At 24.8% G+C, this 18,256-nt stretch carries 14 protein-coding genes and 1 tRNA gene; 2 read left to right on the forward strand and 13 right to left on the reverse strand.

All coding sequences use genetic code 11. The features are described from left to right. Positions 1-253: 253 nt before the first annotated feature. The gene (gene argF / locus UAR70_01635; GenBank protein ID XBC39573.1) at positions 254-1,273 is read left to right on the forward strand and encodes an ornithine carbamoyltransferase; all 1,020 of its coding nucleotides are present in this window, start codon (positions 254-256) and stop codon (positions 1,271-1,273) included. 197 nt (positions 1,274-1,470) lie between these two features. Further along, complete coding sequence (locus UAR70_01640; protein ID XBC39988.1) at positions 1,471-1,857, forward strand: Rid family detoxifying hydrolase; 387 nt, start codon at positions 1,471-1,473, stop codon at positions 1,855-1,857. 136 nt (positions 1,858-1,993) lie between these two features. Here UAR70_01640 and UAR70_01645 read toward each other — a convergent pair whose 3' ends face one another. The 13 genes from UAR70_01645 to greA form a co-directional block, all read right to left on the reverse strand. Then, positions 1,994-3,817: a DEAD/DEAH box helicase gene (locus UAR70_01645; protein ID XBC39574.1), complete on the reverse strand. Its 1,824-nt coding sequence runs from the start codon at positions 3,815-3,817 to the stop codon at positions 1,994-1,996. Between the two features lie 489 nt (positions 3,818-4,306). After that, the gene (gene pnp / locus UAR70_01650) at positions 4,307-6,397 is read right to left on the reverse strand and encodes a polyribonucleotide nucleotidyltransferase (protein ID XBC39575.1); all 2,091 of its coding nucleotides are present in this window, start codon (positions 6,395-6,397) and stop codon (positions 4,307-4,309) included. 252 nt (positions 6,398-6,649) lie between these two features. Continuing rightward, positions 6,650-6,919, reverse strand: a complete 270-nt coding sequence (rpsO, locus tag UAR70_01655; GenBank protein XBC39576.1) for a 30S ribosomal protein S15 — start codon at positions 6,917-6,919, stop codon at positions 6,650-6,652. Between the two features lie 124 nt (positions 6,920-7,043). Beyond that, entirely contained in the window at positions 7,044-7,952 is a 909-nt protein-coding gene (truB, locus tag UAR70_01660) for a tRNA pseudouridine(55) synthase TruB (GenBank protein ID XBC39577.1), read from the reverse strand. Positions 7,953-7,969: 17 nt separating this feature from the next. Then, on the reverse strand, positions 7,970-8,308 hold the full coding sequence (gene rbfA / locus UAR70_01665) for a 30S ribosome-binding factor RbfA (GenBank protein XBC39578.1): 339 nt from the start codon (positions 8,306-8,308) through the stop codon (positions 7,970-7,972). 85 nt (positions 8,309-8,393) lie between these two features. Beyond that, a complete protein-coding gene (gene infB, locus UAR70_01670) occupies positions 8,394-11,018 on the reverse strand; it encodes a translation initiation factor IF-2 (protein ID XBC39579.1) in 2,625 nt (874 codons plus the stop codon). 14 nt (positions 11,019-11,032) lie between these two features. Continuing rightward, positions 11,033-12,526: a transcription termination factor NusA gene (gene nusA / locus UAR70_01675; protein ID XBC39580.1), complete on the reverse strand. Its 1,494-nt coding sequence runs from the start codon at positions 12,524-12,526 to the stop codon at positions 11,033-11,035. A gap of 211 nt (positions 12,527-12,737) precedes the next feature. Next, positions 12,738-12,822 (reverse strand) — tRNA-Leu (locus tag UAR70_01680). A gap of 28 nt (positions 12,823-12,850) precedes the next feature. Then, the gene (gene secG, locus UAR70_01685) at positions 12,851-13,138 is read right to left on the reverse strand and encodes a preprotein translocase subunit SecG (GenBank protein ID XBC39581.1); all 288 of its coding nucleotides are present in this window, start codon (positions 13,136-13,138) and stop codon (positions 12,851-12,853) included. Positions 13,139-13,299: 161 nt separating this feature from the next. Next, complete coding sequence (gene glmM / locus UAR70_01690; protein XBC39582.1) at positions 13,300-14,664, reverse strand: phosphoglucosamine mutase; 1,365 nt, start codon at positions 14,662-14,664, stop codon at positions 13,300-13,302. Positions 14,665-14,986: 322 nt separating this feature from the next. Beyond that, positions 14,987-16,834, reverse strand: a complete 1,848-nt coding sequence (ftsH, locus tag UAR70_01695) for an ATP-dependent zinc metalloprotease FtsH (protein XBC39583.1) — start codon at positions 16,832-16,834, stop codon at positions 14,987-14,989. Positions 16,835-16,896: 62 nt separating this feature from the next. Further along, positions 16,897-17,523 carry an SAM-dependent methyltransferase gene (locus UAR70_01700; protein ID XBC39584.1) on the reverse strand — a complete coding sequence of 209 codons (627 nt, stop codon included), beginning with the start codon at positions 17,521-17,523 and terminating at the stop codon, positions 16,897-16,899. A gap of 79 nt (positions 17,524-17,602) precedes the next feature. Continuing rightward, entirely contained in the window at positions 17,603-18,082 is a 480-nt protein-coding gene (gene greA, locus UAR70_01705; protein ID XBC39585.1) for a transcription elongation factor GreA, read from the reverse strand. Between the last annotated feature and the right edge of the window lie 174 nt (positions 18,083-18,256).

The following is an 18,256-nucleotide window of genomic DNA, read 5'->3' on the forward strand; positions in this document are numbered from 1 at the left end:
ATAATACATAATACAATCAATAATATAAATACATAAAATAAATAATTTAAACATACAAAACATATTTTTATATTACTAACTATTTAATATCTAAATATAAATTTTTCACACAAACATGATAATTAACTATATTTTGCATAACATCAAAAATATTTTTATATAAAATAAATAACATAAAAACATTTATAATATAAATATTGATTCTTAATAACTATATTTCAGAGTTAACTATAAAAATTTAATTAAAATCTTTATGAATACACTATATAGAAGAAACTTTTTAAAAATATCAGACTTTAATGCTTCAGAAATTATAACTATTATAAATCTTTCTAAAATCCTTAAACAAAAAAAAAAAAATAAAATAGAATCTCATAATTTAAAAAATAAAAACATTGTATTAATTTTTGAAAAAGAATCTACTAGAACTAGATGTGCTTTTGAAGTTGCTGCTTTTGATCAAGGTGCAAATATTACATATTTAGGACCTGGTACTACTCATTTAGGATATAAAGAATCTATAAAAGACACAGCTAAAGTACTTGGACGTATGTACGATGGAATTCAATATCGAGGACATGATCACAAAAATATAGAAATATTAGCAAAATACTCAAATGTTCCAGTTTGGAATGGACTTACAGAAAAATTTCATCCCACTCAATTACTAGCGGATTTACTTACTATACACGAAATATTACCTAAAAAATTATTTTCAGAGATAAGTTGTGCCTACATAGGAGACATTCAAAATAATATAGGAAACACTTTATTAGAAACTGCAGTGTTAATGGGAATTAATTTAAGATTAATTTCACCAAAATGTTTATGGCCAAAATCATCTATAATTTTAAAATATAAAAAAAAATCAAAAAAAAACTTTGGTAATATAATTTTTACCGAAAATATAAAAGAAGGGATAGAATACGTAGATTTTATTTATACAGATGTATGGATATCTATGGGTGAAAATGAAAATTCATGGGAGAAAAAAATTCAATTATTAAAAAAATATCAAATAAATTCCAAAATATTAGCTTTAACAAAAAATAAAAAAACAAAAATACTACATTGTTTACCATCTTTTCACGATAAAAACACCATTTTAGGAAAAAAAATAATAGAAAAATATAATCTAAAAAATGGAATAGAAATCACAAATGAAATTTTTAAAGATCAATCTAAAACTATTTTTGAACAATCTGAAAATAGATTACATACAATTAAAGCTTTAATGATAGCTACACTTGTAAAAAATTTTTCTAAAATATAAAAATTTATATAACTATTATTTTTAATAAAGCTTAAATAATATTATAAAAGATATGAATATAAAAAAGTTTTTCAATTAAAAATATAAGTATGTTAAATATTTACACGCGAAAAAATCAAACTAAAAATATATTTGTAATAATAAAATTTAAATAATTTTACTTAAAATTTTAATTTAATATATTTCGGAAGTGAATGATGAGTAAAATAATTAGCACAAAAAAATTACCCAATCCCATAGGTCCATATGTTCCAGCCATACAAATACAAAATTTTATTTTTTTATCAGGACAAATATCTCAAGGAGACAATACTAAAAAAAATATTTCTACTCAAACACAAGAAATATTAACAAATATTAATATTATTTTAGAATCAATTAATATAAATGTAAGTAATATTATTAAAACTACAATATTTATGATTAATTTAAAAGATATTAATATTGTCAATGACATATATAAAAACTTTTTTTTTAAATATAGTAATAATTTACCAGCAAGATCATGTGTAGAAGTATCTAAACTTCCACAATATGCAAAAATAGAAATTGAAGCAATTGCTTTTAAACACCCTAAAAGTTAAAAAATTAATATCAAAGGCAAAGAAAGGTTCTTTGCCTTACTATTTTTATTCATTAATTGTAATAAATTTTATCTAATAAATATCAAATTAAATATTTTAAAAAATATAAATTTCACTTAGAAATAATAAAAATTACCTATATATTTTTTTGACGATTTTTAAATCCATATACTAAAGCACTTTTCTTGAAATTACTATTAGTTGAAGTAAATTTTTTATTAACTTGTTTAGTATGTAATCGTCGATTATTATATATTTTTTGTTCTGGAATATTATATTTAGATGTATCTTTTAACTCTCTATTATATAATAATTTTATATGAGTATATTTATTTAAAATTTTAACACGAGTAAATTTTCTACATACAATTTCTGACAAACCTTTTTTTAATTCTAAAGTAGAATAATTAGAAAACAATCTAATGTTACCAATATTACGATTATTAATATCGCCCTTATTAGAAATTGCATTAATAATATGACGTATTTCTACTCCATCACTTCTTCCTATACCAACACGATATAAATCAAAATTTTTATTTTTATTATAAATTGATGTTTTTTCCATAAATTTCCTTTTATCACTATATCTAAACCCTAACGTCTCTCTTCGCCTAATATTTTTAAAATCCTTTATTACATCAGGCTTAACAATCAGAGATCTTTCTCCCTGTGCAATCTTTAATAATGCGGCTGCTAATAATTCCATTTCTAATTTATCATTAAGATGTATTAGTTTTAATAATAATTTTCGATATTCATTTAAATCTTTACTTTCTAATTGAATTTTAACTTTTTCAGAAAATTTTTCAAGACGACGCTTACTTAAAAATTCTGATTTTGGCAAACTAATTTCTTTAATTGAAATTTTCATTACACGTTCAATATTACGCAATAATCGTCTTTCTCTATTTTCAACAAACAAAAGAGCTTTACCTTTTCTTCCTGCTCTACCAGTTCTTCCAATTCTATGTACATAAGATTCAGAATCCATAGGAATATCATAATTAATTACTAAACTAATTCTATCTACATCTAATCCTCTAGCTGCAACATCAGTAGCTATTAAAATATCTAATCTTCCATCTCTCAATTTAGTTAAAGTTTGTTCTCTTAATGTTTGATTCATATCTCCGTTTAATGCAGCACTATTATAACCATTTTTTTCTAAAACGTCTGATATTTCTAATGTAGCATTTTTAGTACGCACAAAAATAATTATAGCTGAAAAATCTTCAACTTCTAAAAAACGTATTAAAGCATCAGTCTTTTTTCCATAAACTACCCAATAACTTTGTTGAATATCTGGTCTGGTAGTGATACTAGATTGAATACGAACTTCTTTTGGATTTTTCATAAATCTTTTAGAAATACGTCTTATAACTTCTGGCATAGTAGCAGAAAATAAAGCTGTTTGATGAACTTTTGGGACTTTTGACATAATAGTTTCTACGTCTTCAATAAATCCCATTCTTAACATTTCATCAGCTTCATCTAATACTAAACTAGTTAGATAAGATAAATTTAATGTACCCCTTTTTAAATGATCTAATAACCTTCCTGGAGTTCCAACAACGATATGTGGACCTCTACGTAACGATCTTAATTGTAAATCGTATTTTTGACCGCCATATACTGCCAGTATATGAATACCTATTAAATTTTTCGAAAAAGTAGCAAAAGCATTAGCAACTTGCACAGCTAATTCACGAGTAGGTGTTAAAACCAAAATTTGAGGATGATTTATATTTATTTTAATATTATGTAATAGTGGTAATGCAAATGCAGCAGTTTTACCACTTCCTGTTTGAGCCATTCCTAATACATCATTACCGCGTAAAAGATAAGGAATGCAGGTCACCTGAATTGGTGATGGTGTTGTATAGCCTATTGTATTCAATGTTTTAACAAGAGATGAATTTAAACCAAGATCAAAAAATGTTATATTAGTATGCGTCATGCAATACGTATTACCCCTTAAAGTTAAATTGACTAGTTTAAAAATTGTTACTGACAATAAAAATATTATTTTTTTGTAAAAAAATAAAAACTTATTTAAAAATTTAATAATTTATTAAATAACACATAAAAATTATTTATAAAAATATAATTATGTAAATCTATTAGAAAATGAAAAAATTATATCGATTTTTATTTGGTTAACATTTTTTAAAATTATAAAAAGTATATATATTATTAAATAAAACCATAAAATATTTTAGATATAAAAACATTATATAGATAATTATCATAACAAGATAGTTGTCAATAAATTTCTCACATAAATAATTAAAAAAAAATATTAATAATTTATAAATATTATATTACATATTTATTTATTAAAAATTTTATACTTATTTTTATATACAATTTATTAAATATCTTATTAATACTTTATGAATAATTATCATCCTACTAAAAGTGTTAACAATAAATTTATACGAATTTACTAAAAATTTTCTTTTACTCCCTTGATACTTAATTTTAAACGACCTTGCCTATCTATTTCTAATACTTTTACAAAAATTTCTTGATGAAGATGAAGATAATCTGATACTTTTTCAACACGTTTATGAGCAATTTGTGAAATATGAACTAACCCTTCTTTTCCAATCCCAATAGATACAAATGCACCAAAATCAACTATTTTAGTAACTTTACCATCGTAAATACGTCCAACTTCAATTTCTGCAGTAATTTCCTTAATTCTCTGAATAGCATATTTAGCTTTATCTTGCATTATTGCTGAAATTTTTACAGTTCCATCATCTTCAATTTCAATTGTAGTACCAGTTTCTTCAGTTAACATTCTGATGACTGAACCACCTTTACCAATAACATCTTTTATTTTTTCTGGGTTAATTTTAATAGTATGAATCCTAGGTGCAAAAATAGAAATATCTTTTTTAGGAAAATTTAAAGATTGTTTCATAATATTAAGAATATGCATTCTAGCCTTTTTGGCTTGATATAATGTTAATTGAATAATTTCATTGGTAATACTTTCTATTTTTATGTCCATTTGTAATGCTGTAATTCCATTTATTCCTCCAGAAACTTTAAAGTCCATATCTCCTAAGTAATCTTCATCTCCTAAAATATCCGACAAAATAATAAATTTATTTCCTTCCCTTACTAATCCCATTGCCACACCTGCTACAGCTGTTGATATAGGAACTCCAGCATCCATAAGTGCTAAAGAAGCACCACAAACCGAAGCCATAGAAGAAGAACCATTAGATTCAGTAATTTCTGAAACAATACGTATTGTATAAGGAAATAAATCTAAACTAGGCATAACTGCTAATACACTTCTTTTAGCTAATTTCCCATGACCGATTTCTCGACGTTTAGGTGTTCCTACTATTCCAATTTCTCCTACAGCATAAGGAGGAAAATTATAATGAAACAAAAAATTATCAGTTCGATCACCTAATAATTCATCTAAATTCTGAGCATCTCTAGATGTTCCTAACGTAACTGACACTAAAGATTGTGTTTCACCACGAGTGAATAATGCTGATCCATGAGCTCTGGGTAATATACCTGTTCGAATATCTACAGATCTAATTGTATCTTGCTTACGACCATCTATACGTAATCCATATTTTAAAATTTTTTCTCTAACTATTTTTTTTTCAATTTTAGAAAAAATTAATAAAATTTCAGATTCATCAATGTTTAAATTTTCACTAATAATAGCTTTTACTACATTAGATTTTACTTGATCTAACACATTAGTACGTATAGTTTTATCAAAAATATTATAAGCTTTTGCTATTTCTATTTTAGAAATATCAGAGATCATGTTTTCTAAATCTTTATTAATAGGACATAAATAATCTTCCCATGCAGGTGTATTGACTTCGTTAGAAAATTTTATAATATTTTTAATTACCGTTTTTTGTTGTTCGTGTCCATAATGAATTGCTTTAATAATTTGCTCTTCAGATAACATATTAGCTTCTGCTTCAACCATTAATACAGAATTTATTGTGCCAGAAACAATTAAATCTAAAGTACTAGTTTTAATTTCGTTAACATTAGGATTTAAAACGTACTTATTATTAATGTAACCTACTCTAGCTGCTCCAATTGGACCTAAAAAAGGTATTCCCGATATACTCAGTGCTGCAGAAGAACCTATTATCGCTACTATATCTGGATTTATTAAAGGATTTAATGAAACTACAGTAGCAATAATTTGAATTTCATTAAAGAATCTTTCAGGAAATAATGGACGAATAGGACGATCTATTAAACGAGCAACTAATATTTCATTTTCACTAGGCCTTCCTTCTCTACGAAAAAAACCACCTGGAATACGCCCTGCAGCATATGTTCTTTCTTGATAATTTACAGTCATTGGAAAAAAATTTTTTTCTAATTGTAATTTTTTTTGACCAACAACAGTTACAAATACTGAAGTATCATCCATAGTAGTCATTACTGCAGCTGTAGCTTGCCGTGCCATTAAACCAGTTTCTAATGTAACAGTATGTTGACCATATTGAAATTTGTGTACAATAGGGTTTAGCAAAATAATATCCTTAATAAACATATCGAATTAACATTGTGTTCACATAAAATAAAAAATCACAGTAAAAATTTTATCAAAAACAAAAATATACCAAAAAATAATTAAAAAATTACTAAAAATATTTCTAATAATCTAAAATTATTTATGAAAATAACTATATGTTTTATAAAATAATATTTTAAATAAGATTTCTAAAAAAACTATATATTTCAAATATAAAAATTAATTATATCAATATTTTATTATTATCAATTATCGACGTAACTGCAATTTACTAATAATATTAGAATAACGTAATAAACTTATACCTTTTAAATAATTCAATAATTTACGACGTTTAGACACCATTTTTAAGAGACCACGACGACTACAATGATCTTTTTTATGAATAGAAAAATGATTTTGTAAATAGTTAATTCTATGTGTTAATAAAGCTATTTGAACTTCAGATTTACCACTATCTTTTTTATTTTTACCAAATTGTTCTATTATTTCATTTTTCTTAATTTTACTTAAATGCATATTAATCCTCATAATTTTAATATTTTAATACTATAAAATAAATTATTCACACCAATATTTTTTTTATAATATCGATATGTTACTATGAATGTGTATATTTTAGCAAATGACATCACATAAACTTTTATAAGATTAAATAAAAAGGAAATAATTCATTATTATTATAATTAATTTTTCCAATACCAATAAATTTTTTACTTAAACCTTCTGTAATACGAACAAATTGATTTTTAATACTACTTTTAATATTTACTGATTGTCTATATTTTAAATACTTACTTATTTGTGAAGTGATATTAACCTCTGGAAAACATAAAGAAAAATCATCCATAGATATAAAAATTTTATTTAATCCATTTATATTATATTTTTCTAGTGTATTTAGTTCCGATAAATTAATCATTTTAGAGTAAGAATAATTTCCTACTTGTAAACGACGTAAAGAAATAACATGAGCGCAACAACCTAGTTTTTCTCCTAAATCTTCTATTAACGTTCTAATATATGTTCCTTTAGAACAAATAATGTCTAATTCTAAAAATTTACTTTTATAACCTAATAATTTTAATTGGTAAATATAAACTTTTCTACTTTGTCTTAATATTACAATTCCTTTTCTCGCATATTTATACAATTCTTTTCCTTTATATTTAATTGCAGAATACATAGAAGGTGTTTGTTGAATTGTTCCATGAAATCTTCTTAAAACATATAATAATTTATCAATAGTAAAATTTATTGATTTAACTTTAATAATTTCTCCTTCAGAATCTGAAGTAGAAGTTTGTTGACCAAGTTTTGCAATGACATGATATCTTTTATTAGAGTTAATTAAAAACTGAGATAACTTAGTAGCGCGACCACAACAAATAGGTAACATTCCAGTAGCACAAGGATCTAAAGATCCCGTATGGCCAATTTTATTTATCTTTAAAATTCTTTTGATTATTTTTAATACACTATTAGAAGACAAACCATATGGCTTATCAATTAAAAAAATTCCATTAAGATTCCTATATTTAGTAAAAAGCACCTATATTACCTTTTAAATTATTTATTATTACATTTATTTAAAATATCATTAATTAATAATGTTATTTCTACTCCGTTATTATACGAATTATCATGAAAAAAATGTAATTTTGGAATAATTCTCAAACGAAGCTGTCTAGCTAGTAAGTATCTTATATACTTAGAAGAACTTTGAAGTACATGTAATAAAGTTTTATAACATAATTTTTTTTTATTATTTAAAAAACTAACATATATCTTTGCATGACTATAATCTTTAGAAATACAAACATCAAAAATAGAAATCAATATGTTATATAACCTAGGATCATTAAGTTTGTAATCAATAATCCAAGAAATTTTTTTTTTATTTCGCAAGATACTTTTAAAGAACGAGTACAATATTTCATAAAAATGATACTCCATTAATTAATAATTTTTATATGTTATTAATAACTAATTACTAAATTTTTACTACATTGAATACTTCTATTAAATCTTCAATAATTACATCATTATAATTTTTTATTCCAATTCCACATTCCATACCACATTTAACTTCTGAAATGTCTTCTTTAAATCGACGTAAGGATATTAATTCTCCTTCATACACAACTAAATTTTTTCTTAATATTCTAATTGAACTATTTCTTTTCACTACACCATCTATTACCATACATCCAACAATTACTCCTAATTTAGGAGATTTAAAAATATTCCTAACTTTTGCTAAACCAATGACTTCTTGCTTGTATTTTGGAGATAACATTCCACACATAAAATTTTTTATTTCGTCAACAATATGATATATTACTGAATAATAACGTAACTTTACATTTTCTGATTTAATGATTTTTATTGCTTTGGAATCAGCACAAACATTAAATCCTATAATAAAAGCCCCAGATGCGACAGCTAATAAAACATCAGTTTCTGTAACACCACCAACACCTTTTCCTACTATTTTTATATTAATTTCATTAGTTGATAACTTTAGTAATGCATCTGAAATAGCTTCTAAAGATCCTTGAAAATCAGACTTAATAATAATATTTAATTCTGAAAAATCTTTATTTTTTATATTACTAAAAATATCTGATGATTTTGATATTTGTTGTTTAAATATTTTCTTTTCTCTAAATTTATTTAGACGATACAAAGCAACCAATCTAGCCTTTTTTTCATCACGAACAACAAAAATTTCTTCTCCAGAAATCAATATTCCAGATAATCCAAATATCTTAACCGGAACAGAAGGACCTGCTGAATTAATTACATTTCCTAAATCATCATTAATAGCTCTTATTCGTCCATATTCAGATCCACATAACACTACATCTCCCTTGCAAAGATTTCCTTTTTTAACTAGTATTGTTGCAGTAGGACCTCTATTTTTATCCAAATAAGACTCAATTACTAATCCTGAAGCCATTCCACTAAATGTCGATTTTAATTCTAAAACTTCTGATTGCATTAAAATAGCATGTAATAAATTTTTAATACCTGTACCAGATTTTGCAGAAACATTTACAAAAATATTATCTCCACCCCACTCTTCTGGAATAATATTGTATTTTGTTAATTCATTTTTTATTTTTTCTAAATTTATAGTAGTTTTATCTATTTTATTAATAGCAACTAATATTGGAACTGAAGCTGCTTGAGCATGTTGTATTGCTTCTATAGTTTGAGGTTTTATTCCATCATCCGCTGCAATTACTAAAACTACAATATCTGTAATTTTAGCACCTCTAGCTCTCATAGCAGTAAATGCTGAATGACCTGGTGTATCTAAAAAAGTGATAATTTTATCATCAACATTTACGTAATATGCACCAATGCTTTGAGTAATACCTCCAAATTCTAAACTAGCTACTTTAGTTGATCTGATTTTATCTAATAACGATGTTTTTCCATGATCGACATGTCCCATAATAGTTACTACAGGGGGGCGAAATTTTTTAATTCCATTGCCAAAATCTCGATCCTTCATAATTTGCTCTTCTAAATAATTTTCAGAATATATTGTAACTTTATGCCCCATTTCTTCAGCTACCAATTGAGCAATATCCTGTTCAATAACTTGATTAATAGTTACTATATAACCTAATTTCATCATTATTTTGATTATTTCAGAACTTTTTCTTGCCATTTTATTAGCTAAATCATATATAGAAATAGAACCATTCAAAATTATATTTCTATTAACTATATGTAATGGTTTAGTAAAAACTTGTTTTAATAAAGTATTATTTTGATTTTGTTTATAATTTTTATTTGAATTCGTCTCTATTTTAGAATGTATTGTATTTTTAATTTTTTCATAATAACTATTATTTTTTTTATTATTTTTTTTAATTGCTTTATTTCTAAAAAAACGATAATTTTCTATACTATTGTTTTTATTTGAGTTTTTTGAATTATTTAAATTCGAATCTTTAAAATTATTATTTATATTTATAGATTTTATACGATGACTTGGCTTAGATTTAATTCCTTTTTTAGCGTCTAGAAATGAATTTTTAATGTTTACATTTTTTTTTAATATCTTTTTCATATTTAAATATTTAGAATGATTTTTTTTATCTATTTGATTTACAATACTAATTTTTCGTTTTCTTATATCCAATTCTGTTTTTTTTTGAACTATAACGTTATTATAATTAATCTTGTTTTTAATATCATTTAACAAATTATTTGAAATGTTTTCTTGAACATTATTATCTTTGTCTCTAAAAATTTTTTCTTGCACACAATTATTGTTATTTTTCTTTAATGATAATTCTTTTATACTGTTATCAGTTTTAAAATATTTCTTGTTTTTTCTAACTTCAATAGAAACATTCTTACTTTTTTTTCCAAAACTAGCAACGTTTACAATACTTCTAATTTTTCTTTTCAACACAAAAATGTTTTTATCTTTTAAAAGTTCATTTTCATTTAAATGTTTTATCAAATATTTTTTTTCTAATATAGAAACAGTATCGTACTTGGTTTTTACAATTCCTATCTTTAAAAATTCTTGTATTAATTTTTCTACTGTCATATTTACTTCATTTGAAAAGTTCTGCATATTTATTATTTCCATAATTAAATCTATTCCTAAGCATCAGTTTTATTACCGAACCAACATATATTACGCGCAGTCATAATTAAGACTCCAGCGGTACTAGAATTTAAACCTTCAATATCTATTAAATCATCAACTCCTTGATCAGCTAAATCCTCTAAATTTAAAATATTTTTTTCTGCTAATTTACACGCTATTTTGTGATTCATACCCTTTAAATTCAATAAATCGCTATGAGGTTGCTTATTATTTATCATTTTTTCGTTTTCTATTTCAATAATAGATAAAGCTTCTCTTGCATTATTTTGTATTAAATAAGCTAATTCACTAGTAATACCAGGAATATTTAAAAATTCACTAAATGGAATATAAGCTAATTCTTCTATAGAAATAAAACCTTCATTAATTAAAATATTAGAAATATCCTTATTGAGTTTTAAATATTTGGTAAAAATATTTAGTACTTTTTCTTTTTCTTCTTGATGTTTTAATTCCAAATCACCTGCAGTCATTACATTTATTTCCCATCCACTTAATTGAGAAGCTAAACGTACATTTTGTCCGTTTCTTCCAATGGCTTGAGCTAAATTATTAGGTTCCACTGCTATGTCTATAGTATTATGATCTTCATCTAAAATTATAGAAGAAACATCCGCTGGAGCCATAGAATTAATAATAAATTGAGCAGGATTATCATCCCACAAAACAATATCTATTCTTTCTCCACATAATTCACTAGAAACAGCTTGAACACGAGCTCCTCTCATACCTACACAAGCACCAACTGCATCAATTCTTTTATCATTACTTTTTACAGCTATTTTAGCACGAGATCCTGGATCACGTGCAGCTGATTTAATCTCAATTATTTCTTCTCCTATTTCTGGAACTTCTATCTTAAATAATTCAATTAACATTTCAGGTTTAGATCGAGTTACAAACAATTGAGCACCACGAAATTCTGGATAAATAGCATATAATACTCCTTTAACTCTATCACCTATTCTAAAATTTTCTCTAGGTAACATATCTTCTTTTAAAATTAATGCTTCTGCATTATTTCCAAGATCTAAAGTAATGCTTTCTCTATTAATTTTTTTTACTATTCCTGTTAATATTTTTCCAAAATAACTTCTAAATTGTTCAACTATCATTGCTCTTTCTGCTTCTCTAACTTTTTGAACAATAACCTGCTTAGCAGTTTGAGTTGTTATTCTATCAAAGGTTACAGAAATTATTTTATCCTCAATGTAATCATTAACGTTTATTTCAAGATTATCTAATCTAGCAGCAGCTAATGTAATCTCTTTAGTAGGATGACATACTTGATTCACTACTAACCATCGACGAAATGTTTTAAAATTTCCATTTTTTCTGTCAATTTTAACTCTTACTTCAATTTCTTGCTCATATTTTTTTTTAGTAGCTATTGCTAACGCACACTCTAACGCCTCAAAAATTTTCTCTCTAGGTAATGCTTTTTCATTGGATACTGCTTCTACAACAGCTAAAATTTCTTTATTCATTATTTTTTATTCACCCTAACTTAAGTATAATTTTTTTAAAAAAACATCGCTAAAGTGATTAGATTTAATAAATACACTATGATAATTTACATTTATTTATTTTGTATTTTATTCATTTATAACACTAAAAATCCCCAAAATACGGGGATTTTTAGTGTTATAAATCATCATATTATTTTTTATTTTAATCCGCTTTAATTAAATTTATAATTACCGAGAGCGGGACTTGAACCCGCATACCTAAAATAGGCACTACCCCCTCAAGATAGCGTGTTTACCAATTTCACCATCTCGGCTAAATAAATAATCAAACTATCACTAATTTTATTTTACAGAAAAAAATTTTTTGTGATCATGTAGTAGTATTTTATTTTCATAACTCTCATGATAATTAATATTAGATATTATTAAACTAATTAAAAAAAATAAACTAGATAGTATAGAAGTAGCATAAATTAGTTTATTTTGATGATGAAATGATACAGAAAATTTTTCACTACTCATTGAATGACATGAAAAATTTGTTTCATTACTGGTTCTATTTTGTATCATAATTAAAAACACTAAAAAAATGTCTACTATAACAAACATAATTACAAAAAAATTATACATAAATCTAACCTAAATATCTTAGTAATTCAAAATTAAAAATTAGGATAAAAAATAAAACTATTAATAAATTATATCACTAATCATGAACATTTAAAAAATAAAATTCAAACTTTCTATATAATATAAGTAAAAATATTTTATAATAGTTATAAAAATTTATATTAACAAACCGTTACTACAGAACAGTCAACTTTTTCTATTGAAGTTATAAGACGAATTAATTCTTTAGAAAAATTATTTACTTGAATTGAACTATATCCTTCAATCATAATTCTAACACATTTTTCTGTTCCTGATAATCTTAATATTATTCGACTATGTTTTCCTAAAAACTTTCTATATTTAGATAAATATGATCTTACTTTAAAATGCTTTAAAAAATTAATATCATTGTATTTTTTAATATTTACAATAATTTGAGGTAATAATCGTATATCACTACACAAATTTTTTAGAGTTGTTTTTTCTTCAATAATAATCTTCACAATTTGTAAACTAGCAATAATTCCATCGCCAACTGAAATTTTATCTAACAAAATAATATGACCTGAACTTTCAGCACCTAAAATCCAATTTTTTTCTTGAAGTTTATTTAGTATATTACGATCACCTACACTCACTTGAACATATGAAATATGTTTATTTAACGCCAATAATAATCCTTTATTACTAAACTGCGTACAAACAACTCCTCCTTTTAATTTTTTATTCTTTTGGTAATTCTTTGCTAAAATGTATAATATTTGATCTCCATTTACTATATTTCCAATATGATCAATAAAAAGAACACGGTCACCGTCACCATCAAAAGCAATTCCTAAATCCGCTTTCTCTGATATAACACGTTTTCGCAAATTGTTTAAATTTGTAGTACCACATTTATTATTAATATTATATCCATTTGGATAATTAAATATCGAAATTACATCAGCACCTAAATCTTTAAAAATTTTTGGAGCTACTAAATATGTGGATCCATTAGCACAATCTAAAACAATTGTAACATTTTTAAAACTAAGATTCTTAGATAAAGTTGACTTACAAAAATCTACATATTTATATTTCCAACTATCTCGATAAATTATAGAACCTAACTTTAAAATCACTCTATTAATCACTAATTTTTTTAATTCTTGTTCTATTTGTTGTTCTAATAAAATAGGTAATTTTAAACCTCCTTTAATAAAAATTTTTATTCCATTGTCTTGATATTGATTATGTGAAGCTGAAATCATTATTCCTACTTCAAGATTAAATAATTTTACAAAATATGCAATAGCAGAAGTAGGAACTATTCCTACAGAAATTATCGATACATCTGATGAAAACAAACCAAACCTCAACGCTGATTCTAATAAATCACCAGAAACACGTGTATCTCTTCCTATAACTATACTTTTTGATTTACATGAAAATAATAATCGTCCAATAACCACGCCTAATTTAAAAAAAAAATCAGGAGTAATAGGAAAATTACCTACAATTCCACGAATACCATCAGTACCAAAATATTTTATTTTCATCAAAACATTTTTCTCTTATAAAAACCTATATAAAAATAAAAAAAATAATTTTAATATTCATATACTTAAAATATTAAAGACGTACTATGACTATTAACTTGATCTAAGGCTATCCCCTATTTATATATAATTAAGAGATAGCATAAAAAAAGATATTATTTTTGATACATATATACAAAATAAATTTTAAAAAATAAATAATAATATTTTAATAATAAATAATTAAAATTCTTAAAATTAATTTTAAAATTAACACAAACACAAAAAATTTTAAAAATATAATTAATTATAATATATATAAAATTTTTAAAAAACTAGTTATTAACTATTTTTTATCATCTAAATGATTTAGTGTAGAATTACTATCTAAATTATTATTAATAGGTTTTCTAGACATTAAACTATCAATTTGAGTTGCATTAATAGTTTCATATTTCATCAATGCATCCTTCATAGAATGTAAAATATCTAAATTATCTTCTAAAATTTTTTTTGCTCTATCATAATTTTTTTCTATTAAAAATTTTACCTCTTCATCTATTATTCTAGCTGTTTCATCAGACACATTTTTAGATTTTGTTACAGTTTTCCCTAAAAAAATTTCTCCCTCTTCTTCCGCGTATAATAAAGGTCCAAGTTTTTTAGAAAATCCCCACTGTGTGACCATGTTTCTAGCTAAAGTGGTTGCAACTTTAATATCATTATAAGCGCCAGTAGAAACATTTTTGCTACCATAAACTATTTCTTCCGCTAAACGACCACCATATAATGTTGATATTTGACTTTCTAACTTATTCTTATTAATGCTTAACACATCATTTTTAGGTAAAAAAAATGTTACACCTAAAGCTTGACCACGAGGAATAATAGTGACTTTATGTGCTGGATCATGTTCAGGCACCAATCGTCCAACAATGACATGTCCAGCTTCATGATAAGCGGTAGATTCCTTTTGTCGTTCTGTCATAACTAATGATCTTCTTTCTAAACCCATAATAATCTTATCTTTAGAACGTTCAAAATCAGACATCATCACAACTCTTCGATTATATCTAGCTGCTAATAATGCTGCTTCATTAACTAAATTTGCTAAATCAGCACCAGAAAAACCTGGCGTGCTTCTAGCTATAATTCTCGGATTAACGTCCTTACCTAAAGGTACTAGTTTCATGTGAATTTTAATAATTTTTTCTCTACCACTAATATCTGGTAATGCTACAAAAACTTGTCTGTCAAATCTACCTGGCCTTAGCAAGGCTGGATCAAGAACATCTGGACGATTAGTAGCTGCAATCAAAATAATTCCTTCATTTTTATCAAAACCATCCATTTCTACTAACATTTGATTTAACGTTTGTTCTCGTTCATCATGTCCACCACCTAAACCAGCTCCTCTTTGACGTCCTACAGCATCTATCTCATCTATAAAAATAATGCATGGTGATACTTTTCGAGCATGTTCAAACATATCTCTTACTCTAGATGCACCTACACCTACAAACATTTCAACAAAATCTGATCCAGAAATCGTAAAAAAAGGAACTTGAGCTTCTCCAGCAATAGCTTTAGCTAAGAGTGTCTTTCCAGTACCAGGAGGACCAACCATTAAAATTCCTTTAGGTATTTTACCACCTAATTTTTTAAATCTACTCGGTTCTCTGAGATATTCCACCAATTCTTGAACTTCTTCTTTTGCTTCATCACATCCAGCGACATCAGAAAAAGTAATTTTTATTTCGTCTTTAGATAACATTTTAGCTTTACTTCTTCCAAAAGACATTGCTCCTTTTCCACCACCAATTTGCATCTGCCTCATAAAAAAAACCCATATACCAATCAATAAAAACATAGGAAACCAAGAAATAAAAATAGAAGTAAGTAAGCCTTGTTCTTCTTGAACTTCTCCAAAAATTTTTACATTTTTTACTAATAGGTCATCTAACAATTTTGGATCATGAACTGGAATATAAGTTACATATTTAGAATTATCTTTTTTTGTAATTTGAATTTCTCGTCCGTGAATATATACTGCACGAACTTGTTCACGGTTTACTTCCGATAAAAAAGTTGAATAATCAATTCTATGACTGCTAATATTATTAGAATTAAAATTCTGAAAAATGGACATTAATATAACTGCAATTACTAACCAAAGTATCAGATTTTTAGCCATATCACTCAAGAGACGAACCTCACATTTACAACTTATTTAAAAAAAAATAGCATTAAAGTAAATTAATTTTTTTTACCAGATGCTAAAATATAAACTTCTCTTGAACGATTTCGAGAAGAATTTGGTTTACATATCTTTACGTTTGAAAAAAACACACGAATTTCCTGTAAAAATTCGTTAAAATCTCGCCCATAAAAAGCTTTTACTAATAAACTACCATCTTTTAATAAAATTTTAATAGATATATCTAATGCTAATCTGCTAAGAAGTATAGCTCGATAATAATCAACAAAACTATTGCCTGTCATATTAGGAGCCATATCAGACATCACTAAATTAATTTTTTTATAATTTAAATCAACTGATAAAGAATTAAAAAAACATTTTTTTTGAACATCTTTTTGAAAAAAAATAACATTTTTAATAGATAACATAGGTAATTTATCATAAGCTATAACACGCCCAAATTTACCTACTTTTTTAATAGCATATTCTGACCAGCTACCTGGTGAAGCACCCAAATCAATGACTGTCATACCAGATTTTAATATACCATGAGATAATTGTATCTCATGTAACTTAAACCAAGCTCTAGAACGAATTTTATATTTATGAACTTTTTTTACATACGGATCTTTAAAATGTTCATTTAACCAATGAGTAGAACTAGAAGAACGTCTATTAGACATAACAAAAATTACTTATCACTAAAAAAAATAATAATATAATAAATTAATTAAAAAAATATGATTTTTAAAATATAAAAATTTAATTATATTCAATTTTTAAAATCTTATATTTAACATTTCCGGAAGGTGTTTTTACTAAAACTATATCAGAAGCACGTTTACCTACTAAACCTCTAGACATAGGAGAATTTATAGAAATCATTTTTTTTTTTAAATCCGATTCATCATCTCCTACAATACGATATGTAAATCTTTCATTAGTAACTAAATTTAGTACAGTAACCGTAGCACCAAAAATAATATTTCCGTTATTTTTTATTTTTGTGATATCAATAACTTGTGCTTTAGATAACTTAAATTCTAATTCCTGAATCCTTCCTTCACAAAAACCCTGTTCTTCTTTTGCAGCATGATATTCAGCATTTTCTTTTAAATCACCATGTTGTCTAGCTTCAGTAATTGCTTTTATAATTTTAGGTCTTTTTACATTTTTTAATATTTCAAGCTCTTTACGAAGTTTTTTAGCACCCAATAATGTCATTGGAATTTGATCATCCATACGAAATCCCTCACGAAATACTTAACATCTTTTTATACTATAACTCAAGTTTAAATATTAGATATAAATATATTTTATAAAATATTTTACTAATTTGTATATAAAATTGTTATTAACTACAAGAATAAAATATAAAAAAATAAAAATATTAAGTTTTATTCAATATTTATTTTA

The sequence above is a fragment of the Buchnera aphidicola (Chaetogeoica yunlongensis) genome, from assembly GCA_039829965.1.
GTDB classification, from domain to species: Bacteria; Pseudomonadota; Gammaproteobacteria; order Enterobacterales; family Enterobacteriaceae; genus Buchnera_B; species Buchnera_B aphidicola_BA.

Coding starts and splice junctions, on each gene's coding strand:
- argF (XBC39573.1), top strand. CDS start 254: ATGAATACACTATATAGAAGAAACTTTTTAAAAATATCAGACTTTAAT.
- UAR70_01640 (XBC39988.1), top strand. CDS start 1,471: ATGAGTAAAATAATTAGCACAAAAAAATTACCCAATCCCATAGGTCCA.
- UAR70_01645 (XBC39574.1), bottom strand. CDS start 3,817: ATGACGCATACTAATATAACATTTTTTGATCTTGGTTTAAATTCATCT.
- rpsO (XBC39576.1), bottom strand. CDS start 6,919: ATGCATTTAAGTAAAATTAAGAAAAATGAAATAATAGAACAATTTGGT.
- infB (XBC39579.1), bottom strand. CDS start 11,018: ATGGAAATAATAAATATGCAGAACTTTTCAAATGAAGTAAATATGACA.
- nusA (XBC39580.1), bottom strand. CDS start 12,526: ATGAATAAAGAAATTTTAGCTGTTGTAGAAGCAGTATCCAATGAAAAA.
- secG (XBC39581.1), bottom strand. CDS start 13,138: ATGTATAATTTTTTTGTAATTATGTTTGTTATAGTAGACATTTTTTTA.
- ftsH (XBC39583.1), bottom strand. CDS start 16,834: ATGGCTAAAAATCTGATACTTTGGTTAGTAATTGCAGTTATATTAATG.
- UAR70_01700 (XBC39584.1), bottom strand. CDS start 17,523: ATGTCTAATAGACGTTCTTCTAGTTCTACTCATTGGTTAAATGAACAT.
- greA (XBC39585.1), bottom strand. CDS start 18,082: ATGGATGATCAAATTCCAATGACATTATTGGGTGCTAAAAAACTTCGT.